Genomic DNA, 26,110 nt, shown 5'->3' with positions numbered 1-26,110 from the left:
GCCTGACGTTTAACACGATTGGGCCGGCGGTCACCCTCCCGCCCAAACGTCCAGCACATAGCGGTTCTTCGCGCCCATCTCCTCGATCCAGCGCGCACTGGCAGCCGCATCGCCGCTGCTCTTTTCGCGGTGGATCGCGACCAGAGCCGCCTTCACGTCGGGCTCCATCTTGCTGCCGTCGCCGCAGACATAGATGATCGCGCCCTGCTCGATCAGCGGCCAGACCTTGTCCTTCTGCGCGGCAAGCACCTGCTGCACATAGGTCTTCGGTCCGTCCGCGCGCGAGAACGCGGTGAAGAGCTCGGTGATGCCGCTCGCTGCCAGCCCCTTCAGCTCATCCGCGTAGAGAAAATCCTGGTCGGGATGGCGACAGCCGAAGAACAGCATGGCCGGCCCAAGGGCAGCACCCTTGGCCTTGCGCGCGGCGCGCTCCTGAAGGAAGCCGCGGAACGGCGCCAGTCCCGTGCCCGGGCCGATCATGATGATCGGCACGGATGGATCATCCGGCAGCCGGAAGCCGGCCTTGGTCTCGCGCACCGTCGCGTAAACCGTGTCGCCTGTGCGGCGGTTGGCGAGATAGTTCGAGCAGATGCCCTTGTAGGTGCCGCGCCCGGATGCAGCCGGCCCTTCGACCACGCCGACCGTGGCGCTACAGCGCGTTGGATCGACCGAAGGCGAGGACGAGATCGAGTAATAGCGCGGCGCCAGCAGCGAGAGCATTTCCAGATAGACGTGGAACGGCAATTCGCAGGCCGGATACTCCAGCAGCAGGTCGAACACGGATTTGCGCCTGGCCAAAATCTCGCTGCGGTAGCGCTCGAGCGGTTCGGCCTCCTCGCCGACGTAGGCCAGCAGCTTCGGCTTGGTCACGGAGCAGCGGGTGTGCTCGGCCATGATCTGGATCTGCTTCCGCGTCGCCACCTGCTGCAGCTCGACGAACTCGCTGAGCAGGCGGCCGACCGACACGGCATCGCCGACCGGCAATTGCGCGCGACGACCTTCGGCGACCTGAAGCCTGATCTGGTCGGCCGGCAGGAAGCCGAACCGGCGGGCCACCGAATCCACCAGCGTCGGGTCGTTGCGTGGAACCACGCTCAAATGGTCGCCGACCCGGTAGGTGACGTTGGATGGTAGCTGCACCTCGATATGACGCGTCGAGCGTTCGGACGGATCGGCGCCGGACTTGTTCTGGAGCTCGTCATTGACCAGCACCTTCATCACGACCGCGCCACCCTGGGCAACGATGGTGTTGACGGCGGTCACTGCGACTGGCTCGATCGCGTAGAGCGGATCGTCCTCCGCGGTGCGGGTGAAATTCCAATCGATGCCGAATTCCTTGGTCGCGACCTGGGCCGCGGCCGGGAACCATTTCTGGAACTGGCTGTCGAGATCGCTGCGCGCATCGCCCTCGCCGCGCGGATAGACCGCACGTGCGCCGTGCTTCGACAATTGCTCGTCGATGAAGCGCGGCACCGATTGATAGGTCGCCGCCCAATCGCTGTTGCCGCAACCGAATACGGCGTAGCGGACATTGGCGAAGGCGTCTTTCGGCAAGTCGTCGCCGAGCCATTTGACAAACTGCGTCGCATTGTCAGGCGGCGCCCCATTGTAGGAGGCGCAGATGATCAGCACGCCGCCGTCCTGCGGCAGATTGCCGACGTAGTCGTCGAGCGGCCCCAGATGCACGGCAAAGCCGTTGATCTCCGCGAGGTCGGCCATGCGCGTCGCAAGCTCCTCGGCCGTGCCGAGATTGGAGCCGTAGAGCACCAGCATCGGCGTGTTGTGGTCGAGCCGCGCCGTCGGCTGACGCGGTGCCATCGGTGCCGAAGCCGCCGCCGCGACCGGACCGCCATAAGCACCGCGCTCGCGATCCGCACGTAGCCGCACTTTGATCTTGAAGCCTTCCGGCTTCATCGTCAGCGTTTCCTTCAAGTGCATCTGATAACGCTGATGGTCGATCAGCCTGAAGCGCTGGAGGATCATGCCGAGCGCGAGCGCGGCCTCGTGCATGGCGAACCCGCGGCCGATACACGCGCGCTGGCCGTTGCCGAACGGCTTCCAGGCATTGATCGGCCGTTTGGCTTCGGCTTCCTTGCTGAAATTCTCTGGATCGAACGCGTCGGGATTGGGCCCCCAGACAGAGGGGTCGCGATGCAGCGCCGTCACCAGGATCGTGGTGAAGGTTCCTTTCCTGAGCTTGTACTTGCCGCCGCCGATGGTCTCGTCCTTGAGCGGCGAGATGCCATAGGCCGGCGCAGGCGGCCACAGCCGCAACGCCTCCTTCAGGATCTGCGTGATGTAGGTGAGCTGCGTCACCTGCTGATAGGTCGGCTTGGCGTTGACATCGGGGCCGAAGACGCGATCGACCTCGTCATAGGCCTTCTTGAGAATATCCGGGTGCTTCAGGAGCGCATAAAGCGTGTAGGAGAGCAGGCCGCTGGTGGTCTCGTGCCCCGCGATCAGGAAGGTATTGATCTGGTAGCGGATGTTGACGTCATCGAGCTGCTCGCCGGTGGAGCGGTCGACGCCGGTCATCATCGCAGCCAGCATGTCCTTCTTATCGTCGACGGCATCCGCGCCCTTGCGGCGCTCGGCGATGATCTCGTCGACCATCCTGTTCATGAAGTCGACGTCTTCACCCATCGTCTTGCGCCGCTTCTGCATCCAGAGCTGCTCGAACGGCAGGCCGCGGGTCATCATGATGGTTTCGAGCGAGCGCACCAGCGACTCGACGAAGGGATGGTAATCGCGCCGGTAGAACGAGTTGAAACGGTAGTCGAAGCCGCACAGGCCGATCGTGTCCAGCGTCAGCGCCGTCATGTCGTGGACGACGTCGATCTCCTCGTCGGCGTTGAGCCGCTCCCATTTGTGGACGAGCTGCTCGGCGATATCGACCATGCTCGGGTGGTAGGACTGCATGGCACGGTTGCCGAACGGCTGCAGCAGGATGTTGTGCGCCTTGCTCCAGTTCGGCTCCTTGGTATCCGCGGTGAACAGGCCGTCGCCGCCGACCGCGCGCACACGCCGCAACGCGCCGCGCACGGCCTTGTCGAAGCGTTTCTCGTCGGAAAGCTCGTCAACGAGATCGTGGCCGGAGACGACGACGATCGGCGAGCCCATCATGTCGAGCCAGAAGATCGGACCGAGCTCCTTGGCAAGCCGCGTCAGGTTCTGCACGGGTGCGGCCGAATCCAGCGACAGCATGTTGCCGACCACTGGCTTGGTCGGCGGCTGCGGAATCGGATCCAGACGGTTCTTCGATGACATTGCTACGCTTCCCCCTGCTCGCAACGACGAGCTAGCCAAACCGCCTTCTACGCCATTCGATCAGCTTGGCGCTGACCTCTTCCGGCTTCTCCTGCTGCGTCCAATGGCCGCTGTCCTTCACCAGATGCTTCTCGAGATCCGCCACCAGCGTCTCCATGCCGTCGGCCGCCGACGGCGGCAGTACCGCGTCGTTCTCGGCCATGATCATCAGCGACGGCACGCTGATATGGTGATCGAGCCCCTGCGACCGCTCCCAATTGCGGGTGAAATTGCGATACCAGTTGATGCCGCCGGTGAAGCCGGTCTTCGTGAACGTGTCGACGAACACTTTCTTCTCGTCGGCCGACAGGATCGGCGTGCGCGGATCATGCCTGGCGTCGTAATTCGCGATCATCTGCGGAAACGCCAGATTGATCCGTGGCGAGGCACCAATGCCGGCAATCGGCTGTTCCTCCGGCGCACCCGGAGGGCGCGCGACCGGCTTGCGCATGAAGGCATCGAAGGTCTCTTCGACGCGGCTGCCAAAAATCCTGTCCGGCTCGCGTGCCGGATCCTGGAACTGCACGATGTACATCTGATCGCCGAACCGCTTGCGGAACAGCTCGATCGGATCGACCGGCGCGCGGTCCCAATGCGGCGTGTTGACACCGACGACGCCGGCAACGCGCGCGGGGTGCCGCAACGGCATTTGCCAGACGACGAAGCCACCCCAGTCGTGACCGACGAAGATCGCCTTGTCGATGTTCAGATGATCCAACAGCCCGACGAGATCGCCGGTCAAATGCTCCATGTCATAGGCCTCGAGCGGCTCGGGCCGGTCGGTCGCGCCATAGCCGCGCTGGTCCGGGGCGATCACGCGAATGCCGGCCTCGCTCAGCGCCTTGATCTGGTGGCGCCAGGAGAAGGCGAGTTCGGGCCAGCCATGGCACAGCACCACCGGCGGCTTGTCGGTGACTGGGCCCGCCTCGTAATAGCCCATGCGGATTCCGTTCGTCTGCACGAACTTGAGCGGCGGCATTTCGATCATTGCAAAAATCCTGACAAACTTCCTATTCCGCCGCGCCCTTGATGTCGGCCGCGGGTGGCGCATAGGCCGCTTCGAGCGCGGCAAACTCCTCCGGCAGCATGTCGCACATCACCTGCACATGCGGAATGATGTTGGCGCCGACGATGAAGCCGAAATCGAGCTGGTCGCGGTAGCTCTGCACGGTGATGTTTAGAGCCTGCCCGTGAGTCGAGATCGACACCGGGAAGATGTGCAGCAGTTCGGCACCTGCGGCGTAGAGCGTCTGCCGCGGGCCCGGCACGTTGGACACCGTGATGTTCGCCGCCGGCGGCAGCACGTCCGAGAGGTCGGAGCGGCTGTACAGCAATGCCATGATCTGGACGATGATCGGCGCCCCCAGCATCGAGATGTTGGAGACCTGCGGCATCAAGGCCCGCAACGGATGCGACATCTCCTTGGACTTGGCCGACTGCGCGATGATGGCCTCTAACCGCGCCTTGGGATCATCGATGTTGGTCGCGATCGAGCAGATCATGCCGAACACCTGGTTGTTGGCCTCGGTGTTGCCCTCCTCGCGCAGCGAGATCGGCACGGCGGCGGTCAGCGACTTCGCCGGTAGCGTGCCGTATTGCTGGAGGTAGCGGCGGACCACGCCGGAGGCGAGCGCCAGCACCACGTCGTTGAGCTTTCCGCCGGCCTGCTTGGCCAGCGCCTTGGAGCGCGACAACGAGATCGACACGCCGGCAAAGCTGCGCTCCGACGAAATCGACTTGTTGAGCATGGTCGGCGGCGACACCATGCTGGCAAGGCTCTCGCGCGACTTCGGATCGGAAATCTTGCCGAGCACGTCGGAGACGCTCTTGACCATGGTCGGGATATTGCCGGCGAAGCGCACTGCGCTCTCGATCTGGTACATCGCATTGTCGAACAGGATCGAGCCGATGTCGCTCTTGCCGGTGCGCGGCAGTTGCAGGTTCTTCGCGGCCGCCGAGGCATCGAGCGGCTGGGTGAAGAGCTGCTGATAGGAATCGAGCAGGTTCGCCGCGATATCGCGCGGCTCCTGTCCCGGCCTTGATCCGCCCGTCGGCGGCTCGACCTTTCGCGGGATCGGCGAGATGTCGTAGATCATGTTGGTCAGGGCCGCACCGGCACCGCCGTCGACGGCGGCATGGTGCATCTTGGAATAGAGCCCGACCTCGTTGTCCTTCATGCCCTCGAACACGTAGAACTCCCAGAGCGGGCGAGCGCGGTTCAGGAGCTTGGCATGCATCCAGCCGACGATGCGCTCGAGCGTGGCCCGATCGCGCGGCGCCGGCAGGCTGGCGCGGAAGATGTGACGGTCGATGTCGAACTGGTCGTCCTCGACCCAGGTCGGATGATCGATGTCGAGCGGCGCCTTCTCCAGGCGCGCCTTGAGGATCGGCGCGATGTGCAACCGCGAGACGATCATCGCCTTGAAGTCTTCGAAGAAGTCACCCTTGTAGTCGTCAGGCAGGCGAAAGATCGCCATGCTGCCGACGTGCATCGGCATTTCCGGCGTTTCCAGATAAAGAAAAGACGCGTCAAGCGACGACAGCTTCTTACCGTCAGCCATAGTTCCCTCCCGTAGAATTTGACGGGCGCCTTGGGTAGCGCTTCTCGTCAGGTCGATATTGCCCGTTCTGGCGGGGCATATGCAATGGCAAACGGCCCGGCCCGGTCAAATGGCCAGAACTCCCCCTCCGGTTGAGCCAGGCGATCCGCCACGGCCCACAACGCGGCCGGGTTCACCCCGAGCCCAATATGGCTTGCGAAATGCACCTCGATATTCTCGGCCCGGTCGGAGGGGTGTAGCAGGCAAGTCCGCCAATTCACGACGCCGTCTGTGCGCGAATAGATCGACGTCGCCGGCACCGGAAGATCGCCGGCGATCGCTGCGCGCGCTTCCGCGAAATCCTCGACCCGCTCGCCGGACAACGCCTCATAGAGCGCCGTCGCGTTGGTGGCCCGCACATCATTGGCAAACGGGCTGCCGAGCGTGATCACAGAGCGGACCATATCGGGCACCTGGAGTGCGAGATCCCTGGCATAGACGCCGCCGAGGCTCCATCCGACCAGGCTGACCTTGCGTCCGCTTGCAGCGTGGATTTCGCTGAGCCGACTGCGCAGGGCTTCCCGCATCCGCGCCAATCCGCCGAGATTGCGGCCTATCCGCCAGGCATGCGCTTCATAACCGAGTTCGCCGAGATAGCGCCGCATCGGCGCCATCGACAGATCACTGGCGAGAAAGCCCGGAAGCGCCAGCACCGGATGGCCGTCGCCCCTTGGTGCGCGCATCAGCAGCGGCGACAGCAGGACGCTGGCGTTGAATTCGAACAGGCTGCGCGCCTCCGCGAGCAGCAGGCCAAGGGCCGGCGGACGAAGCCGGCCCGAGCCTGGCACCCCGTCGCGCGTGGCCGGCATTATTTCTTCTTGTCGCCGCTGCGCGGGCTACCGAGACCGGCCATGGTCACGAACATGTCCTGAAACCGTTCCGCGATCTTGGGATCGAAGGTGAACCAGCTCTGGACCAGCGATTCCGGCGAGACCTTGTCGATGTTGCTCAGGACCTGCTGCTGCAGCTTGTCCATCACCGCCGTCTGCATCGGCGACACGTCGGGCAACCCGAAGAACTGGCGGGCCTCGAGGGGGGTGCAGTCGATTTCGATATTAACTTTCATGTCCCCTCCGGATGAGATTCGAGCGACGTCAGACAGTATCGCCGCGACATGGTGGGCGACGCAAGCGACCTGAGACCTGGGGCCGGACACGGGCTTCCGCAATTGGCGGATATGGTCAATCAAATTGTCGGCGCGAATGGGCGCCGGCGGGACCGTTTCCGCCCTCATTCTCGGGACCGGGCTGGCCGAAAGTCCAATGTCGCCCATATGCCTATCACCCCTAAATTGTTGGTCAGCATTGCTGCAAAGCGGTGCAACTTGGCGCGTTCCTTGCTGGAATGGCGCTTGCACGGGTCGAGAACTCTGGGCAACATGGATCGATCAACCCCGCCGAACAATCAAAAATCACGGTGCGGGCGAGTGGAGAGGGTCAAGAATGTCAGTCGGACGAAGTTTGTTTGCGGCGACGCTCGCCGGTGCGCTTGCGTTGGCGGTCTCGCCGGCGTCGAGCCAGACGCTGCGCTACGCCAACCAGGGTGAGCTGAAATCGCTCGACCCCTACACGCTGAACGAGTCGACCACCAGTGCACATCTCGGCCACGTCTATGAGGGCCTGGTCGCCCGCGGCAAGGACCTGAAGATCATCCCGGCGCTCGCCGAAAGCTGGGAGACGCCGGAGCCGACACGCTGGCGCTTTCACCTGCGCAAGGGCGTGAAATTCCACAATGGCGACCCCTTCACCGCTGACGACGTGGTGTTCTCGGCCGAGCGCGTGCGGGCGAAAGGCTCGAATTTCCAGAGCCGCGTTCCCGCCGATGCCAAGGCCGTCAAGATCGACGATTACACCGTCGATTTTATCCTGACCTCGCCCAATCCCATCCTGACGGCGCTGTGGGCGACCTGGTACATCATGGACAAGAAATGGGCAGAGGCGAACGATGCGGTGGCGCCGACACCGGCCGCCGCCACGACCCCTAGCTACGCCTCGCTCCATGAAAACGGCACTGGCCCCTTCACGATCGAGAGCCACCAGCCGGGCGTGAAGACCGTCTTCAAGGCCAATCCGGACTGGTGGCGCAAGCCGGAACATAATCTGAAGGAGATCATCTTCACGCCGATTGCAAACCCGGCTACGCGTGTCGCAGCGCTGTTGTCGGGCGAGGTGGACGTGATCGAACCGGTTCCGGTCCAGGACATCGAGCGCGTCAAAGCGAGCCCCAACGCCACTGCGCTGACGGGACCTGAGCTCCGCACCATCTTCGTTGGCATGGATCAGGCGCGCGACGAGCTCCTGTATTCCAACATCAAGGGCAAGAACCCGTTCAAGGACGTTCGCGTCCGCGAAGCCGTCTACCGGGCGATCGACGTCGACCTGATCAAGAATCGCGTCATGCGCGGCCTCTCCACGCCGTCCGCATTGATGGTCGCACCAGAGATCTTTGCCTCGAAGGACTTCACCCGGCCGAAGTTCGATCCCGACGCCGCCAAGAAGCTTCTGGCAGACGCCGGCTATGCCGACGGTTTCGAGGTAACGATGGACTGCCCGAACGATCGCTACGTCAATGACGCCGCGATCTGCCAGGCGATCGTCGGCATGCTCGCCCGCATCAACATCAAGGTAGACCTGCTGGCGCAGCCGAAGGCCCAGTATTTCGCCAAGGTGCTGAAGCCCGGCGGCTACAAAACCTCGCTGTTCATGCTGGGCTGGACCCCGGATACGCTCGATTCCCAGAACGTGCTGCACGACATCATGGGCTGCCGGGAGGATCCCAAGGATCCCAACCGCGGCGAAGCCAATCTCGCCGGCTATTGCAACAAGCAGTTCGACGAGCTCGCGGACAAAGTTCTCGTGGAATCCGATGCGACCAAGCGCGATCTCCTGATCAAGCAGGCTTTCGAGGTCTCGATCAAGGACTGGGCCTATGTCCCGCTGCACCAGCAGGCGCTCGCCTGGGGCGTGTCGAAGAAGGTGAAGCTGACCCAGCGTGCGGACAACATGGTCATGCTCTACTGGGCGACCAAGCAGGACGAGTAAGTGTCGACAAGTTGTGAAGTCCCGGAAGCCATCGCTTTCAAGATCTGGCTTCCGGGACTTGCTGTTTAAGGATTTGCCGTTTCAGGCTAACGCGATGATGCGTGCTGCTGAAGAGATGTGAAAGGAACAGATGCTCGCTTTCACACTGCGCCGGGCCATCCAGGCCGTCGGTGTCATGATCGCCGTCGGGATCATCTCGTTCTCGATGTTCCGCTTTGCCGGCGATCCCGTGAACCAGATGGTCGGGATGGATACGTCGGGCGCCGAACGCGCCGCGATCCGCAAATCGCTCGGCCTCGACGATCCCGTGATCGTGCAGTTCGGCCGCTACGTCGGCAATGCTGCGCAGTTCAAGTTCGGCGTGTCCTACCAGTTTCGACTGCCGGTCAGCAATCTGCTGATGGAACGGATGCCCGCGACGCTGGAGCTCGCGATCTGCGCCACTATCTTCGCAATGGTCAGTGGCATCCTAATGGGGGTCTATTCGGCGCTTCGCCGTGACAGCTGGCTCGCGCATGTGTTCCAGGCCGTCTCGCTGATCGGCATTTCGCTGCCGACCTTCCTGATCGGCATCCTCATGATCTACCTGTTCTCGGTGACACTCGGCTGGCTGCCCTCGTTCGGGCGGGGCGATGTCGTGCATATCGGCTGGTGGACGACCGGACTCCTGACTTGGTCAGGGTTGAAGGCGTTGATCATGCCCTCGATCACCCTCGGCCTGTTCCAGATGACGCTGATCATGCGGCTCGTCCGCGCGGAGATGCTCGAGGTGATGCGGACCGACTACATCCGCTTCGCCCGCGCCCGTGGGCTGACCACGCGTGCGATCCATTTCGGTCACGCGCTGCGCAACACGCTGGTTCCCGTCATCACCGTGGCGGGCTTGCAATTTGGCTCGGTGATTGCTTTCGCAATCATCACCGAGACCGTGTTCCAGTGGCCGGGCATGGGGCTCCTGTTCGTGCAGGCCGTTCAGAACGTCGATATCCCGATCATGGCGGCCTACCTGATGATGGTGTCCCTGATCTTCGTCACCATCAATCTCGTGGTTGATATCCTCTACACCATCGTCGATCCGCGGCTGCGCTCGACGGTCAGCCGGGCGCACTGACATGAGCGAGGCCGTCGTTCCGCACAGCACCGAGAAGCGCGCGACCCCACCTGGCTGGTTCAGGCGTTCGCTCGACAGCGACCTGTTCTATTCGTTCCGCCGCTCCAGGATCACCATGATCGCAGCCGGTGTGACGTTGCTGTTCTTCCTGATCGCGATCTTCGCCTCGGTGTTGTCGGTGCAAAATCCGTTCGACCCGGCGCAGCTCCAGCTGATGAACTCGCGCATCTCGCCGCTCTGGACCGCCGACGGTCAGAGCCCGTTCCTGCTCGGCACCGACGAGCAGGGCCGCGACGTGCTGTCAGCGATCCTTTACGGTCTGCGCATCTCGCTTCTCGTCGGCGTACTCGGCGTGGTCTTGTCCGGCGCGCTCGGCATCCTGCTCGGGCTGACGGCCGGCTATTTCGGCGGCGCCGTCGACGGACTGATCATGCGCATCGCCGACGTGCAGCTTTCCTTTCCGGCCATCCTGATCGCGCTCCTGATCAACGGCATCGCCAAATCGGTGTTTGGCAACAAGCTCGACGAGATGAGCATGCTGGCGGTCCTGGTCTTCGCCATCGGGCTGAGTTTCTGGGTGCAGTACGCGCGCACGGTGCGTGGCTCGGTGCTGGTCGAGAAGAACAAGGATTATGTCGCAGCCGCGCAATTGATCGGCCTGCCAGCCCCCGTGATCATGCTGCGCCACGTGCTGCCGAACACAATGGGGCCGATCCTCGTGATCGCCACCATCAACCTCGCGCTCGCCATTATCACCGAGGCGACGCTGTCGTTCCTCGGCTCGGGCATGCCTGAGACCATGCCCTCGCTCGGCACGCTGATCCGCATCGGCAACGGCTATCTGTTCGCCGGCGAATGGTGGATCGTCGCATTCCCCGGAATCGCGCTCGCGGCCCTGATCCTGTCGATCAACCTGCTCGGCGACTGGCTGCGCGACGCGCTCAACCCGAAACTCCGATGAGTATGCAGCGTTCATGACCGAACCCGTTCTCTCCGTCCGTAATCTTCAGGTCGAGTTCGCCTCCCGCCGCGGCACGCTGCGCGCGATCGACGGCGTTTCGTTCGACATCGCCAAGGGCGAAGTGCTCGGCGTTGTCGGCGAATCCGGCGCCGGCAAATCCGTCACCGGGCTTTCGGTGATCGGCCTGATCGATCCGCCCGGCCGCATCTCCGGCGGCGAGATCCGCTTGTCGGGCCTGCGCATCGACAATCTGCCGCCGGAGGAGATGCGCCGCGTTCGCGGAAAACGCATCGGCATGATCTTCCAGGATCCGCTCACCTCGCTCAATCCGCTGTACAAGGTCGGCGACCAGATCGTGGAAACGATCCGGACCCACCTCAATCTGTCCGAACAGGCTGCGCGCCGCCGTGCCATCGACCTCCTCGCTGAGGTCGGCATTCCCGCACCGGAAAAGCGCATCGACGGCTATCCTCATGAATTCTCCGGCGGCATGCGCCAGCGCGTGGTGATTGCGCTGGCGATCTGCGCCGAGCCGGAGCTGATCATCGCGGATGAGCCGACCACGGCGCTCGATGTCTCCGTGCAGGCGCAGATCATCTCGCTGATCAAGCGGCTCGGCCGCGACCACGGCACCGCCGTGATGCTGGTGACGCACGACATGGGTGTGATCGCCGAGACCTCGGACCGCGTCGCGGTGATGTATGCCGGCCGCGTCGCCGAGATCGGCCCGGTGCAGGACGTCGTGAGGAACCCGTTGCATCCCTACGCCAAGGGCCTGATGGGCGCGATCCCGACGCTTGCCGGCGACGACAAGCGCCTGGTGCAGATTCCAGGCTCCATGCCGCGCCTCTCGGCGATCCCGCGCGGCTGCTCGTTCAACCCGCGCTGCGCTTCCGTCTTCGATCGCTGCCGCGTCGACCGGCCCGAGCCGCTATCGCGTGGCACGCAGTCGGTTGCCTGCCATCTCTATGACAGCGTGCCCGCGGAGACCGCGGCATGAGCGCCCCGTTCGTCCAGGCGACAAATCTCCGCCGCGTCTTCGACGTCTCAAAGCCCTGGCTCAACCGCTTGCTGGAAGGCGGGCATCTCGAATATCTCAAGGCCGTCGATCACGTCACCTTCGACATCAAGAAGGGCGAGACCTTTGCGCTGGTCGGTGAGTCCGGCTCGGGCAAGACCACGGTGGCGCGGATGGTGGTCGGCCTGTTGCCGCCGAGCGCCGGCAATGTCCTGATCGACGGCGTCTCGATGACCGATCCGCGGCAAGGTCAAGCGCGCCGAAAGCTGCGCCGCCGCATCCAGATGATTTTTCAGGATCCCTATGCGAGCCTGAACCCGCACTTCCGCGTCGATGCTATCATCTCCGAGCCGATCCGCGCCTTCGACCTGATCCAGGGCGAACGCGACATCCAGGCGCGCGTCGGCGAGTTGCTCAGCCTCGTTGGCCTGCATCCCGATGACCGCCTGAAATTCCCGCATGAGTTCTCCGGCGGCCAACGCCAGCGTATCGCAATCGCGCGGGCGCTCGCCTCCGACGCCGAATTCATCGTCTGCGACGAGCCGACCTCGGCGCTCGACGTCTCAGTGCAGGCGCAGATCCTGAACCTGATGCGCGACCTCCAGGACAAGTTCGGCCTGACCTATTTGTTCATCAGCCATAACCTCGCCGTGGTCCGCCACATGGCGAGCCGCGGTCGGCGTGATGTATCTCGGCCGCATCGTCGAGATCGCGGAAGGCAAGGAGTTGTTCGCCAGTCCGCGCATGCCCTACACCAAGATGCTGCTTGGTGCCGTGCCTGATCTCGCCATGAGCGGCCGCCAACGCATTCCGGTGAAGGGCGAGATCCCGAACCCGATCAATCCGCCGCCCGGCTGTGCCTTCAATCCGCGCTGCCCGCTGGCGTTCGACCTCTGCCGCAAGGAGGCACCGAGCCTGATCGACGGCGTCGCCTGCCATGCGGTTAACACCGCGCCGGTCCCGGCGTGACGCGCGCGTGCCATGCGGCCTGCGCATTGGCCGCCAGGCATCGCCTGTGATCAATTGCGCGCGCCGTAAATGAGGTAGCCCATGGCCAGCATCGTCAATCCCGATCCCTTCACGACGCGCCCCGAAATCGAGGGCACGTTCGGTGTCGTCGCCACCACGCACTGGATCGCGACCGCCGTCGGCATGGCTGTTCTGGAAAAGGGCGGCAATGCCTTCGACGCCGGTGTCGCCACCGCCTTCACGCTTCAGGTCGTCGAGCCGCATCTGAACGGCCCCGGCGGCGACGTACCTGTCATCGTCCATGACGTGAAGCGCGGCCGCACCGAGGTGATCTGCGGCCAGGGCCCGGCACCGGCGCGCGCCACGATCGCGCATTACAAGAGCGAGGGCCTCGACATGGTGCCCGGCACCGGCCTGCTTGCGGCCTGCGTCCCCGGCACCTTCGAATCCTGGATGATGTTGCTCCGCGACTACGGCACGATGTGTGTCCGCGATGTGCTGGAGCCTGCGATCTCCTATGCCCGCGACGGCTATCCCCTGGTCGAGCGCGCCTGCGCCACGATCCAGACTGTCGAACAATTGTTCCGCAAGCACTGGCCGACCTCGGCCGCTGTCTACCTGCCGAACGGCGAGGTGCCGAAACCCGGTACGCTCTTCACCAACAAGACGCTTGCGGCGACCTACACCCGCATCCTCAACGAGGCCGAAAGCGGCGGCGGAGGCCGCTACGCCGAGATCGAGCGCGCGCGAAAAGCTTGGTCGCAAGGCTTCGTTGCCGAGGCCATCGACAAGTTCTGCCGAACGCAGGAGGTGATGGACGTCAGCGGCTCGCCGCATCGCGGCGTGCTCTCCGCCGACGACATGGCACGCTGGCAGCCGACAATCGAGGCGCCCCTCACCTACGATTATGGTCGCTACACCGTCTGCAAGGCCGGCGTCTGGAGCCAGGGTCCGGTGACGCTGCAGCAGCTCGCGCTGTTGAAAGGCTTTGCGCTCGACGGGCTCGATCCGACCGGGCCGGAGTTCGTCCATCTCCAGATCGAATGCGCAAAACTCGCCTTCGCGGACCGCGAAAAATTCTACGGCGATCCCAAGTTCAGCGAAATCCCGATCGCGACGCTGCTGTCGGACGCCTACAACGACGAGCGCCGCAAGCTCGTCACCGACAAGGCATCGCTCGATTTCGTACCCGGCACCGTCGAAGGCTTCGGCGGCGTGGTCAAGCTGCGCCGTGCCGAAGGACAACGCGAAGCAGTCGGTGCGCTCGGCGCCGGCGAGCCGACGGTGGGACGCTTCGGCGAGGTGCGGGGCGACACCGTGCATTTCGACATCATCGACAAGGCCGGCAACATGGTGTCCTCGACGCCGTCTGGCGGCTGGCTGCAATCCTCGCCGATCATTCCGGAGCTTGGTTTCTGCCTCGGCAGCCGCGCCCAGATGTTCTGGCTTGAGGAAAACCATCCCGGCTCGCTCGCACCGGGCAAGCGGCCGCGCACCACGCTGTCGCCGACCATGGCGCTGCGCGACGGCGAGCCGTACCTCGCCTGGGGCTCGCCCGGCGGCGACCAGCAGGATCAGTGGATCACGCAATTCTTCCTGCGCCACGTCCATTGCAACCTCAATCTCCAGGAGGCGATCGACGCGCCGGCCTGGCACTCCGAGCACTTCCCGATCTCGTTCTGGCCGCGCACCTCGCGCCCCGGCGTGCTCGTGGTCGAGAACCGGGTGCCGAAGGCAACGATCGAGAACCTGCGCGAGCGCGGGCACATCGTCGAGGTCGGTCCCGACTGGTCCGAAGGCCGCCTCACCGCGGCCTCGCGCGTCGGTGTGCGCCGGCGCGCCGCCGCCAATCCGCGCGGCATGCAGGGCTACGCCGCGGGACGCTGAAGGCAGCACATGACCTGGTCGATCATCGCGCGAGATCCTGCCACCGGCCAGTTCGGCATTGCGGTAGCGACCCGCTTCTTCGCCGTCGGCGCACGCGTGCCCTACGTCGCGGCGGGCGTCGGGGCCATTGCAACGCAAGCTTTCGTCAATCCCTATTACGGCATCGACGGCGTCAAGCTGTTGCGCGAGGGCCTGAACGCCCATGACGTGCTCGCCGCCCTGCTCGCGACCGACGACGGCCGCGAGAGCCGGCAGATCCACATCATGGATGCGGGTGGCGCGATCGCTGCGCATACCGGGCGCGATTGCGTCGACTGGTGCGGACATATCGCCGGCAGCGGTTTTTCGATCGCCGGCAACATGCTCGCGGGCGCCGACGTTCTCGCCGAGACGGCCAAGACCTACATTGCCAATGACAGCCAGCCCTTCCCGCGCCGGCTGCTTGCGGCCATGCGCGCAGGCGAAGCCGCCGGCGGCGACAAGCGCGGCAAGCAGTCCGCGGCACTGCTGATCCACGGCGAGGAGGAATGGCCGGCGCTGGATATTCGCGCCGACGACCATCCCGACCCGCTCGGTGAACTCGAGCGGCTCGAACGGGTCAGCCACGAACTCTGGGTCCACTTCCGCCCGTCCATGCCGACCCGGCAGAACCCAGCCGGCAACACCGATCGCAGCGTCATCGACGCCAGCATCGCCGCGGCGCGGGCAAGACAAGCATGAGCGCAAGCCCTCTCATCGAGATCAGGGACCTGCGCATCCGCTTTCACGGCGACGACGGCCGCGTCACCCACGCGGTCGACAGCGTCGATCTCAGCGTCGCCAAAGGCGCAACGCTCGGCCTCGTCGGCGAATCCGGCTGCGGCAAGAGCGTGACCTCGCTGGCGATCATGGGCCTGCTGCCGAAGCAGACGACGGAGATATCAGGCGCGATCCGCTTCGACGGCTTCGACCTGCTGAAGACCCCGGACCAGACGCTGCGCGACCTGCGCGGCAACCGGCTCGCGATGATTTTCCAGGAGCCGATGACGTCACTCAATCCGAGTTTCACCATCGGCGACCAGATCATCGAGACCATTTTGCGCCATCGCGGCGGTTCGCGCCGCAGCGCGCGTGAGCGGGCGATCGAGCTGCTGCGTCGCGTGCACATCCCTTCGCCCGAGCGCCGGATCGACGAATATCCGCACAAGCTCTCCGGCGGCATGCGCCAGCGCGTCATGATCGCGATGGCGCTCGCCTGCGATCCACAGCTCCTGATCGCCGACGAGCCGACCACCGCACTCGACGTCACCCTGCAGGCCCAGATCCTGGAGCTGATGCGCGAATTGAAGGCCGCGAGCGGCGCCGCGATCATTTTGATCACCCACGATCTCGGTGTCGTTGCCGAAGTCTGCGACGAAGTCGCGGTGATGTATGCCGGCGAGATCGTCGAGCGCGCGCCGGTCGACGAATTGTTCTCCGCGCCGCAGCACCCCTACACGGTCGGACTGCTCGGCTCAATCCCGCGTCTGGACCATCGCGCCGAACAGCTTGCGACGATCGAGGGCATGGTGCCGAACATGGCACAGCCACCCGCCGGCTGCCGTTTCGCAGCGCGCTGCCCGTTCGTGCTGAACGACTGCACCAGGGCGCCGCCGCCACTGGTGGAAGTCAGTCCCGGCCACCTCTCGCGCTGCATCCGCGCGCCGCTCGAACGTCTGGTGTCGTGATGGCGCTGCTCGAGGTCAACGGCCTGGTCAAGCATTTCGTCGCCCAGCGCTCGCTGTTCGGCCGGGCGCTGGCGCATGTCAAAGCCGTCGATGGCGTGTCATTTTCGCTCGAGGCCGGCAAGACACTGGCTTTGGTCGGCGAGTCCGGTTGCGGCAAATCCACCGTCAGCCGTCTGGTGCTGCGGCTGATCGAACCCGATGCGGGCACGGTACGCTTCGACGGCCGCGATCTGCTCGCCCTCGATGCCAATGCGCTCCGCAAATTCCGCCGCGAGGCGCAGATCATCTTTCAGGACCCCTATGCCTCGCTCAATCCGCGGATGACGGTCGGCCAGATCCTGACTGAGCCGCTGGCGCTGCACGATCTCGTGCCACCAGAGCGGCGGCACGAGCGCGTCGCGGAAATCTTGCGGCTGGTCGGGCTCGAGCCGCGCCTGGCCCGGCGCTATCCGCACGAATTCTCCGGCGGCCAGCGCCAGCGCATCGCCATTGCGCGCGCACTCGCGGTCGAGCCGAAGCTGATCATCTGCGACGAACCGGTCTCGGCGCTCGACGTCTCGATCCGCTCCCAGATATTGAACCTGCTGCGCGAGCTGCAGGACCGGCTTGGTCTGGCCTATATCTTCGTTTCGCATGATCTCGCGGTGGTCAAGCACATCGCCGACCGAGTCGCGGTGATGAATCTCGGCCAGATCGTCGAGACCGCAGAGGCCGATGCGCTGTTCACAGCGCCCCGTCACCCCTATAGCCGCGCGCTGCTGTCCGCGATCCCCGTGCCTAAACCACGGGCAAAGCGAAGCCGGATTGTGCTTCAGGGCGAGATCCCCAGCGCGCTGAACCCGCCGCCGGGATGCCGCTTCCACACCCGCTGCCCCTACGTCGTCGACCGCTGCCGCAGCGAAATGCCACAGCTCGTGCCGGATGGCATTGGACATGCAACGGCCTGCCACCGAACGACGGAACTGCCGTCGTCCGAGGCGATCGTCCCAATGGACGGCGGCTTCTCGCCGGCCCTTGAAAAATTGGTCGCCGCCTTCAGCGGCAGCCTGGAAGCAGCGAGCGACGGCGGGGTTAGTTCATTGAGGACCGACCCGGCGTAGCCGTCAAACAGAGGTTGAGAACGATGAGTTTTGTGCGTTTGGCATTTCTGGCGTCGGCATTGCTGACGTCGCTCGCGGGCGCGGCCCAGGCCCAGACCACGCTTCGCATCGGCATCGCCGAGGACCCCGACATCCTCGATCCCAGCATCGGCCGCACTTATGTCGGCCGCATCGTGTTCTCCGCCTTCTGCGACAAGCTGTTCGACATCGACGAAAAGCTCAACGTCGTGCCGCAGCTCGCGCTGTCCTACGAGACTTCAGCCGACGGCAAGGAGATGACGATCAAGCTGCGGCCCAACGTCAAATTCCATGATGGCGAGCCGCTCGACGCGGAAGCCGCCAAATTCTCGATCGAACGGCACATGACGCTGCCGACCTCGTTCCGGAAATCGGAGCTTGCCAGCGTCGACCATGTTGAGGTCGTGGATCCCCTCACGATCAAGCCGGTCCTGAAGACGCCCTACTCGCCCTTGATCGCACAGCTCACCGACCGCTCCGGCATGATGGTGTCGCCGAAGGCGGCGAAGGAGGCCGGCGACAAGTTCGGCCTGCATCCGGTCTGCGCCGGTCCCTACAAGTTCGTCGAGCGCGTCCAGCAAGATCGGATGGTCTTTGAAAAATTCGCCGACTACTGGGACAAGGATAACATCCATATCGACCGCGTCGTGTTCCTGCCGATTGTCGACTCGACGGTGCGGCTGGCGAACCTCAAGTCCGGCGGACTCGACCTGATCGAGCGTGTGCTCGCCACCGACATCAAGGACGTCCGCGCCGATCCCAAGCTGGTGCTGTCGACGGCGCCCGAGCTCGGCTATCAGGGCCTGACCATCAACATCGGTAACGACAAGACCAAGGGGCCGCTGAGCCAGTCGGCGAAAGTGCGCAAAGCGCTCGATCTGTCCATCGATCGCGAGGCGATCAATCAGGTTGTCTTCAACGGCGAATTCACTGCCGGCAATCAGTGGGTCAGCCCCACGCATCCCTACTACCAGAAATCATTCCCCGTTCAGGGCCGCGACATTGCCAAGGCCAAGGCATTGTTGAAGGAGGCGGGCGTCAGCCTCCCCGTAACTGTCGACTACATGGTCCCGAAGGGAACGGAGTATGAGGCCGTCGCTCAGGTCGTGCAGTCGATGGCCGCGGAAGCGGGCTTCGACATCAAGATCCGCGCCGTCGAATTCGCGACCACCTTCAAGCAGGCCCAGGCCGGCGAGTTCCAGGTATTCCAGATCAACTGGAGCGGCCGCATCGATCCTGACGGAAATTCCTACATCTTCATGCGCAGCAAGGCACCGCAGAACGACGGCGTTTATTCGAACCCGGACGCTGACAAGCTGTTGGAAGAAGCCCGGACGGTCGCGGGCTTTGATGAGCGCAAGGCGATCTACGAAAAGCTGACCAATATCCTGCTCACCGACCTGCCGATCATCTACATCTATCACCGCACGCTCCTGATCGCGCACACGACCAAGCTCCAGGGCTACAAGCAGATGCCCGACGGGCTGGTGCGCGTGGTCGGATTGAAGTTCAAGTGAGCACGGCTTTGCCCGGGACGCGAGCCGCGCCATGCTGAACTTCCTCGCCCGCCGGATCGCGCAGATCGTACCGACACTGTTCTTCGTGTCGGTGCTGATCTTCTCGCTCCAGCAATTGCTGCCGGGCGATCCCGCTCTGGTGATGGCGGGTGAGGAGCGCGATCCCGCCGTGATCGAGCAGATCCGCCAGCAGTACAAGCTCGATCAGCCGATTCCCGTGCAATACGTCTATTGGCTCAAGGGCGTTCTATCAGGCAATTTCGGCGAGTCGCTGCGCAACAAGATGCCGGTCCGCGAGCTGATCGCGCAGAAGCTGCCGGTGACTCTCCAGCTCGGCTCGATGGCGATGCTGATCGCGTTCCTGATCGGCATTCCCGCCGGCATCGTCTCCGCCGTGAAGAGAGGCACGATGTGGGATTATGGAGCCAACCTGTTTGCGCTCTGGGGCATCTCGACGCCGAATTTCTGGCTCGGGATCCTGCTGATCTTCCTGTTCTCGATCGAGCTCGGCTGGCTCCCGGCCTCGGGCTATGTGCCGCTTAGCGAAAACTGGCGGGCGAGCCTTGCCGCCACCATCATGCCCGCCTTCGTGCTCGGCAACGCGATTTCCGCGGTCCTGATGCGACATACCCGCAGCGCGATGCTCCAGGTGCTGGAGAGCGACTATGTCCGGACCGCGCGCGCGAAGGGTCTCTCCGAGCGCTCCGTGATCCTGAAGCATGCCATGCGCAACGCGCTGACGCCGATCATCACCCTCGGCGCGCTCGAGCTCGGCACGCTGCTGTCCGGTGCGGTGCTGACCGAGCAGATCTTCTCCATTCCCGGCTTCGGCAAGCTGATCGTGGATGCCGTGTTCAACCGCGACTATGCTGTCGTGCAGGGCGTGGTGCTGGTCACCGCCACGGTCTACATCACGCTCAATCTGGTTGCCGACGTCGCCTATATCCTCGTCAATCCGCGGCTGAGGGGCTAGGCCATGACCGACGCCGCCCTGTCCGGCCCCCTTGTGCGAGCCGACGAGCTGGACAGCCCGGCGCGCCGCGCCCGGCGCCGCCTGTTCAAGCGCAAGGCGGCGGTTGCGGGCCTCGCGGTCCTCACCATCTTCATCCTGCTCGCGTTGCTGGCGCCGCTGGTAGTGCCCTACGATCCCATCGCGACGAGCTGGAGCCTGGTGCGCAAGCCGCCCACAATGGCGCACTGGTTCGGCACTGACGAGCTTGGCCGCGATACCCTGAGCCGCGTCGTCTACGGCGCGCGGGCCTCGCTGCTTGCGGGCCTGATCTCGGTCGCGATCGCGCTCGGCATCGGTGTGCCGCTCGGCCTCGTCGCCGGCTATCGCGGCGGGTTCGTCGATGCGCTGATCAGCCGGATCACCGATGCGATGCTGGCCTGCCCGTTCCTGATCCTGGCGATTGCGCTGGCGGCGTTCCTCGGTCCGAGCCTTGGCAACGCCATGATCGCGATCGGCATCTCGGCGACGCCCATCTTCATCCGCCTGACCCGCGGCCAGGTGCTGAGCGTCAAGGCCGAGGACTATGTCGAAGCGGCCCGCGCACTCGGCAATCCGCCCTGGCGCATCGCAGTCTCGCACATCCTGCCGAACATCTTGCCCGCACTGCTGGTTCAGGCCACGCTCTCGATCGCAGCCGCCATCATCGCCGAGGCGGCACTATCGTTCCTCGGCCTCGGCCAGCAACCGCCGGCGCCATCCTGGGGCAGCATGCTGAACGCAGCGCAACGCTTCCTGACCCAGGCGCCCTGGATGGCCATCTGGCCGGGGCTGGCGATCTTCCTCGTGGTGCTGTCATTGAACCTGCTCGGCGACGGCCTGCGCGATGCCCTCGACCCGCGTCAGCGCTAGATTACAGTCTCGCGCATCACGCGCCGGCAATCCATCTCGTATTCGAGGTCGACCACCGGCGGCCGCGCAAAGTGCCAGGTGAGACCCGAGCGCAATGCGCCGTGCCGAACAAGTTCATCGACCAGCGCGTGATGGAAGTCGTGCACGGAATAGGCCTGCACGCCGGTGGTGTCCTTCCAGCTGAATCCGAACGCCGTCATCCGGTTCTCCATCTGTGACGTCGTGGTGAATCGCACCTTCTCGCGCAACCCCTCCGGGCTGAGGTCGCGGTAGCGCACCGTGCGCTCGACATAGGTGCCGCTGCCCTCGCGCGCCTCGGCGCCGCCAGCAATGACGAAGGACGGCGCTTTGGAGTTCGTCGGGCGCGTGAAGGAGAACGCGTAGAACGAGGGCTCGGACGGCGGATCGAGTTCAGGACAGACATTGCTGCGCGCCACCGGATTGGTGGTGCCGTCGAAGATACCCCATTCCGACAGCGTCTTCACATAATGCAGGTTGAATGCGCGAAAGCCTTCCTCGCTGAAGGCGGCCGGCGAGCGCAGCTCGCAGGCACAGAAGGCCGTCAACGGACGCCCTGCCGCCTGAATGAACTTTGCCGCAAGGGCAAACCCCTCGGCCAGAGGCACGAGGCGATCGAACCGGACGCGTTCGATCTCATAGCCATCATCGGCTGCAGCACCAGCAGAATACTGGAACACGGAGGGAATGAACCGATAGTTGCCGGCGGAGAATTCACGAATCATGACGAACTCCTAATCCAGTTGAATGCGGATGCCCTTAGCCCCATTGAGCAGGCGCCTCAGGTGAAATCCGGCGAGAGGATCATCCGCGTGCGCGCCGACCAGCGCGGCAAAGGCCGGCATGGCCGCGGCGTCGCCGGCTTCCATCTTGGCAAAGGCCGCGGAATACCGCGCCGCCTCGGGCGCCTCGAACCTTTCACGTGGCAGTGGCTCGAACGCACGCAGCGGCTCGCTGCGCCCGCGCAGCATCAGATCGCCGACGGGACGCCCCTGAAAATTATCGGCTGCCTCGGCGACACTGGAGCTGACACAGATGCGGGTGCCCAGCTGTTTGTTCGCGGCTTCCAGCCGCGCCGCGATGTTGATCGTGTCCCCATATGCGGTGTAGTCGAAGAAGCGGTTGCCGCCGAAATTGCCGACCAGCGCGGAGCCTGCGTGAATGCCGATGCGGGTGGTGCCGAACCTCACACCCTTTGTATCCTGTCGCGCGCAAAAATCCTGCGCCCAGGCATCGAGATCGTGGGCGCAGGCGACCGCACGCGTCGCGTAGTCAGGCTGATCGCCGGGCGCATTGAACAGCACCTGGATTGCGTCGCCGATGATTTTTGCGACCGTCCCGTCATGCGCAAAGACGACCTCCGTCATCCCGCCGACATATTCGTTGAGGAGCGCGCCCAGCGTCTCGGGCGGCGCGGTCTCGACCAGCGAGGTGAAGCCGGTGATATCGGTGAAAATGGTCGCGACATCGCGCCACTGCACTTCGATCCCCTGACCCTCGGCGCCCGCCGCCAGACGCTTGGCGAGCTCCGGCGAGAAGTGACGCGACAACGCGGCGTGAGCCCGCTCGGCCTCCGCCTGGCGGCGCCTCACCTCGCGCAACATCTCGATGTGGCGAAGCGTCTTGTCGATCGTGGTTTCCAGGTCGGCGAAGTCGATCGGCTTGGTCAGGAAGTCGAACGCGCCGCGGTTCATGGCGGTGCGGATGTTGCTCATGTCGCCATAGGCCGAGACGATGATGGTCGACTTCTTCTCCTCGGCTTCCTGCAGCTTCTGCAATAGCGACAGCCCGTCCATCCTGGGCATGTTGATGTCGGAGACCACCATGTCGACTTGCGGGTTCTGCTCGAGCGATTCCAGCGCCTCCAGGCCGTCGCGCGCGAATATGATGGCGACAAGCCCGTCGCGAATCTTCCTGCGGAATTTTTGCAGGATCAGCGCCTCGAGATCGGGCTCGTCGTCGACGAAGAGGATGGTCGGAGTCATGCCGCCTGCTCGAGCCTCGTGTCGATCTGCTGGCGCAGCAGCGCAAAATCGATCGGCTTGGTGAGGAGCCCGGTGGCGCCGCGCTCGATCGCCTTGCGACGCGTCTCGGCATCGCCGTATGCCGTGATCATGATGACCGGAACATGCGGATGCTCGGCACGCACCTTGGGCAGCATGTCGAGCCCGCTCATGCCGGGCATGTTGATGTCGGACAGGATCAGGATCAACGAGGGGTCGCGAACCTCGGCCGCGAGCTTCAGCGCATCGGGCGCCGAGGGTGCGAACTCCATCTGGAAACGGCCGGCGCGCAGGTCGCGCCGAAACTGCTGCCGGAACAGCGCCTCGACATCGGGCTCGTCATCGACGACCAGGATGTAAACGTTCACGTCTTGCCTCCGGAAGTACTACCTGCCGGCATGACGCGCGGCAGGGTGATGATGAATTCGGTGAATACACCGGGCTCGGTGGTCACGTCGATCGTGCCGCCGTGCTGTTTCACGACGATGTCATGGCTCATGGACAGACCAAGCCCGGTGCCCTCGCCGGCAGGCTTGGTGGTGAAGAAGGGATTGAACATCTTCTCCTTCACATCCTGCGGAATGCCTGCGCCGTTGTCGCGGATCCGGATCTCGACCCTCCCGCCGAGATTCTTCGTCGCGGCGCTCAAGGTCGGCTCGAATCCGTCCGCGGCGCTCTCCTTGCGCTTGGTCGCAGCATAGAAGCCGTTCGAGATCAGATTGAGGAAGACGCGGGTGATTTCCTGCGGATAGACGTCGGCCATCCCGGCGGTCGGATCGAGGTCGCGCTGGAGTGTCACGTTGAACGATGGCCGCTCGGCGCGCGCACCGTGATAGGCCAGATTGAGGCTCTCCTCCACGATCGCATTGATGTCCGCGGGGCGATGCTCGCCTGAGCCTTCGCGCGAATGCAGCAGCATGTTCCTGACGATGGAATCGGCGCGCTTGCCGTGCTGCACGACCTTCTCGAGATTGCTCTTGAGCATCCCGGTCAGCTCGTCCACCTCGTCCTTTGTCTTGCCGTCAAGCGATGCCGTTTGCAGGACCTCGTTGAGCTCGTCGATCAGCTCGGTCGAGATCGACGAGAAATTATTGACGAAGTTGAGCGGGTTCTTGATCTCATGGGCGATGCCAGCCGTGAGCTGGCCGAGCGAAGCCAGCTTCTCGGTCTGGATCAGGCGGCCCTGGGCCGCGCGCAATTCATCAAGGGACTGCGAGAGCTCCATCGTGCGTTTGCGCAACTCATTCAGCAGCCGCGCATTCTCGATGGCGATGACGGCTTGCTTCGTGAAATTCTCGACGACAGAGATCTGCTTGTCCGTGAACGGACGGACTTCCTTGCGATAGACTGCGATCGTGCCGATCAGCTCGCTCTCCCTCAGCATCGGCACGACGACGATCGTGCGAGCGCCGGCCACATCGGAGATTCCGCGAATGCTTGCTCCTCCAGCAATATAGGCAGGCGTGCTTTGCACATCGTGAACGTGAACGACCTGACGTGTCTTGACCACGGCGGCGAGCGCACTCTCCGGATGAGGACGGATCGCAACATCCCGTCGCGAAGCTGCGAACGCAGGCGGCACGTTGTAGTCAGCCGCGATGGTGAAGCCTTCGCCGTCCCACAGGTTCATGATCCCGAAACTCGCGCCGCAGACGCGCGTGGCATTCTCGAGCAATTTGTGGAACACCGGCGTGAGTTCGCCCGGGGACGAACTGATCACCTGTAGCACCTCCGAAGTCGCTGTCTGCTGCTCCAGCGACTCGCTCAATTCAGCCGTACGTACCTCGACCTTCTTTTCCAAATCGGCATAGGATTCCTGCAAGCGCGCGCCCATGTCGTTGAACTGGTCGGCAAGGCCTTCGAGCTCGTCCCCGGTCTTGATCGAGATGCGCTGAGAGAAGTCGCCGCCGCCGATCCGCTCGGCGCCGACGCGCAATGCCTGGATCGGGCCAACCATGCGGCGCGCAAGGAAAATCCCGGCGAGCACCGCGAAGATCGATGCCGCGAGCAGCACGATCGCAAGCCTCTGCAACGAGGCATAGAGCGCCGCATAGGCCTCTTCGACCGGCAGCTCGACGAACATGGTCCAGCCGAGCGGGGCGATTGGCGCCGACGCCGTCAAAACCTTCTGCCCCTGGATGTTGGTCGCTTCCTGCAAGGCATCCGGCATGACGCCGCCGCCGGCGAGCGCAGCGCGGACCTGCGCCAGTCCCGACAGGTCGGTGTTGCGCAAAACCAGGCTGATATCAGGATGCGCGATCAGGCGCCCCTCCGGGCCGACCACATAGGCGTGTCCATGCTCGCCGACCTTGATCTGGGACACGACATCCCAGATCAGCTTGAGATTGACCTCCGCAATGCTGACGCCCGCATCCTTGCGGGCGCCGGCCTGCGCCAGCGTCATGTAGGGCTCTGACTCCCGGCGGAAATAGACCGGCCCGTAATAGACCTTGTGCGCGACCGCCTGCGTGAATTTTGGATCGTCCGACAGATCGATGCCGCTGTCGATCGCGTCCATCGCCAGCCGCGAAACGCGAAGACGCTCTCTGCCGGACGCGCCGACCTGGGCGAGTTCGGTGATCGCCGGCACTTGACGCAGCAGCCGCAGCGCGTCGAACCGGCGCGGCTCGATCGAGCCCGCCGACCACGGCAGCTGCGTGGTCCAGCCGAGCTGGCTCTCGATCTCCTTGACGAACTGGCTGATCTTGGCGGCTGCCGCCTCGGCCTGCTCGTGCTGGACCCGGATCAGCGAGGCCTTGTGCTCCCGATAGTAGAACAAGACCTCGAACAGGCCATTGGCCAGCAGGGCGACGGCGACCACGGCCACGAACAGCGCGACATATTTGGTGAACAGCCGCGTCCTGATCCCCCGTCCCGCCTCAGCGGACGCGGCGCTGTCCGCGGCCCCGCGCGGCAGCGGCCTGGTTTGCGGGGTGTCGGGATGGACGGAAATGCTCATTCCCCCAAGCCTAGCAAGAAGGCCGGACCTTGTCT

At 64.2% G+C, this 26,110-nt stretch carries 20 protein-coding genes and 1 pseudogene; 12 read left to right on the top strand and 9 right to left on the bottom strand.

Annotation, left to right across the window (positions count from 1 at the left end; all coding sequences use genetic code 11):
- Positions 1-30: 30 nt before the first annotated feature.
- Genes V1280_RS41015 through V1280_RS40995 form a run of 5 tightly spaced genes read right to left on the bottom strand, consistent with a single transcriptional unit; the run spans position 31 to position 6,972 of the window.
- The gene (locus V1280_RS41015; protein WP_334536435.1) at positions 31-3,267 is read right to left on the bottom strand and encodes a bifunctional cytochrome P450/NADPH--P450 reductase; all 3,237 of its coding nucleotides are present in this window, start codon (positions 3,265-3,267) and stop codon (positions 31-33) included.
- Positions 3,268-3,298: 31 nt separating this feature from the next.
- Entirely contained in the window at positions 3,299-4,294 is a 996-nt protein-coding gene (locus V1280_RS41010) for an alpha/beta fold hydrolase (protein ID WP_334536434.1), read from the bottom strand.
- 22 nt (positions 4,295-4,316) lie between these two features.
- Complete coding sequence (locus V1280_RS41005; RefSeq protein WP_334536433.1) at positions 4,317-5,867, bottom strand: WS/DGAT/MGAT family O-acyltransferase; 1,551 nt, start codon at positions 5,865-5,867, stop codon at positions 4,317-4,319.
- A gap of 47 nt (positions 5,868-5,914) precedes the next feature.
- Positions 5,915-6,715 carry an esterase/lipase family protein gene (locus tag V1280_RS41000; protein WP_334536432.1) on the bottom strand — a complete coding sequence of 267 codons (801 nt, stop codon included), beginning with the start codon at positions 6,713-6,715 and terminating at the stop codon, positions 5,915-5,917.
- Positions 6,715-6,972, bottom strand: a complete 258-nt coding sequence (locus tag V1280_RS40995; protein ID WP_334536430.1) for a DUF6489 family protein — start codon at positions 6,970-6,972, stop codon at positions 6,715-6,717. The genes V1280_RS41000 and V1280_RS40995 overlap by 1 nt, the downstream gene beginning before the upstream one ends.
- A gap of 376 nt (positions 6,973-7,348) precedes the next feature.
- Here V1280_RS40995 and V1280_RS40990 point away from each other — a divergent pair, with 376 nt between their 5' ends.
- The 12 genes and pseudogenes from V1280_RS40990 (at position 7,349) to V1280_RS40935 (ending at position 21,095) form a co-directional block, all read left to right on the top strand.
- Positions 7,349-8,947, top strand: a complete 1,599-nt coding sequence (locus V1280_RS40990; RefSeq protein WP_334536429.1) for an ABC transporter substrate-binding protein — start codon at positions 7,349-7,351, stop codon at positions 8,945-8,947.
- A gap of 130 nt (positions 8,948-9,077) precedes the next feature.
- Complete coding sequence (locus V1280_RS40985) at positions 9,078-10,058, top strand: ABC transporter permease (protein WP_334536428.1); 981 nt, start codon at positions 9,078-9,080, stop codon at positions 10,056-10,058.
- A gap of 1 nt (position 10,059) precedes the next feature.
- Positions 10,060-11,019, top strand: a complete 960-nt coding sequence (locus V1280_RS40980) for an ABC transporter permease (RefSeq protein WP_334536427.1) — start codon at positions 10,060-10,062, stop codon at positions 11,017-11,019.
- Between the two features lie 13 nt (positions 11,020-11,032).
- A complete protein-coding gene (locus V1280_RS40975; RefSeq protein ID WP_334536426.1) occupies positions 11,033-12,019 on the top strand; it encodes an ABC transporter ATP-binding protein in 987 nt (328 codons plus the stop codon).
- Positions 12,016-13,006 (top strand): annotated as a pseudogene (locus V1280_RS40970) (ABC transporter ATP-binding protein). Before V1280_RS40975 ends, V1280_RS40970 begins: the two are co-directional and overlap by 4 nt.
- A gap of 81 nt (positions 13,007-13,087) precedes the next feature.
- Positions 13,088-14,893, top strand: coding sequence for a gamma-glutamyltransferase family protein (locus tag V1280_RS40965; RefSeq protein ID WP_334536425.1), 1,806 nt, complete (start codon positions 13,088-13,090; stop codon positions 14,891-14,893).
- 9 nt (positions 14,894-14,902) lie between these two features.
- A complete protein-coding gene (locus V1280_RS40960; protein ID WP_334536424.1) occupies positions 14,903-15,613 on the top strand; it encodes a DUF1028 domain-containing protein in 711 nt (236 codons plus the stop codon).
- Positions 15,610-16,599 (top strand): ABC transporter ATP-binding protein, encoded by a 990-nt coding sequence (locus V1280_RS40955; protein ID WP_334536422.1) that lies wholly within the window; start codon positions 15,610-15,612, stop codon positions 16,597-16,599. The genes V1280_RS40960 and V1280_RS40955 overlap by 4 nt, the downstream gene beginning before the upstream one ends.
- On the top strand, positions 16,599-17,699 hold the full coding sequence (locus tag V1280_RS40950) for an ABC transporter ATP-binding protein (RefSeq protein ID WP_334536421.1): 1,101 nt from the start codon (positions 16,599-16,601) through the stop codon (positions 17,697-17,699). Before V1280_RS40955 ends, V1280_RS40950 begins: the two co-directional genes overlap by 1 nt.
- A gap of 23 nt (positions 17,700-17,722) precedes the next feature.
- Complete coding sequence (locus V1280_RS40945) at positions 17,723-19,234, top strand: ABC transporter substrate-binding protein (RefSeq protein WP_334536420.1); 1,512 nt, start codon at positions 17,723-17,725, stop codon at positions 19,232-19,234.
- Positions 19,235-19,265: 31 nt separating this feature from the next.
- On the top strand, positions 19,266-20,207 hold the full coding sequence (locus tag V1280_RS40940) for an ABC transporter permease (protein WP_148774368.1): 942 nt from the start codon (positions 19,266-19,268) through the stop codon (positions 20,205-20,207).
- 3 nt (positions 20,208-20,210) lie between these two features.
- Complete coding sequence (locus tag V1280_RS40935) at positions 20,211-21,095, top strand: ABC transporter permease (RefSeq protein ID WP_334536418.1); 885 nt, start codon at positions 20,211-20,213, stop codon at positions 21,093-21,095.
- Here the strand turns inward: V1280_RS40935 and cnbZ are convergent.
- From cnbZ to V1280_RS40915, 4 genes are read right to left on the bottom strand one after another with little or no spacing between them, the layout of a single operon-like run.
- A complete protein-coding gene (gene cnbZ, locus V1280_RS40930) occupies positions 21,092-21,838 on the bottom strand; it encodes a 2-amino-5-chloromuconate deaminase CnbZ (RefSeq protein ID WP_334536417.1) in 747 nt (248 codons plus the stop codon). The two genes, V1280_RS40935 and cnbZ, sit on opposite strands and share 4 nt — an antisense overlap.
- A gap of 9 nt (positions 21,839-21,847) precedes the next feature.
- Complete coding sequence (locus tag V1280_RS40925; RefSeq protein ID WP_334536415.1) at positions 21,848-23,098, bottom strand: adenylate/guanylate cyclase domain-containing protein; 1,251 nt, start codon at positions 23,096-23,098, stop codon at positions 21,848-21,850.
- Entirely contained in the window at positions 23,095-23,484 is a 390-nt protein-coding gene (locus V1280_RS40920; RefSeq protein ID WP_334536414.1) for a response regulator, read from the bottom strand. The genes V1280_RS40925 and V1280_RS40920 overlap by 4 nt, the downstream gene beginning before the upstream one ends.
- The gene (locus V1280_RS40915; RefSeq protein WP_334536413.1) at positions 23,481-26,075 is read right to left on the bottom strand and encodes an ATP-binding protein; all 2,595 of its coding nucleotides are present in this window, start codon (positions 26,073-26,075) and stop codon (positions 23,481-23,483) included. The genes V1280_RS40920 and V1280_RS40915 overlap by 4 nt, the downstream gene beginning before the upstream one ends.
- Positions 26,076-26,110: the final 35 nt, after the last annotated feature.

Source organism: Bradyrhizobium sp. AZCC 2230 (assembly GCF_036924495.1).
Lineage (GTDB): Bacteria > Pseudomonadota > Alphaproteobacteria > Rhizobiales > Xanthobacteraceae > Bradyrhizobium > Bradyrhizobium rifense.
The sequence above is the reverse complement of the archived record's forward strand: the minus strand, read 5'-3'. Positions and strand labels throughout refer to the sequence as shown.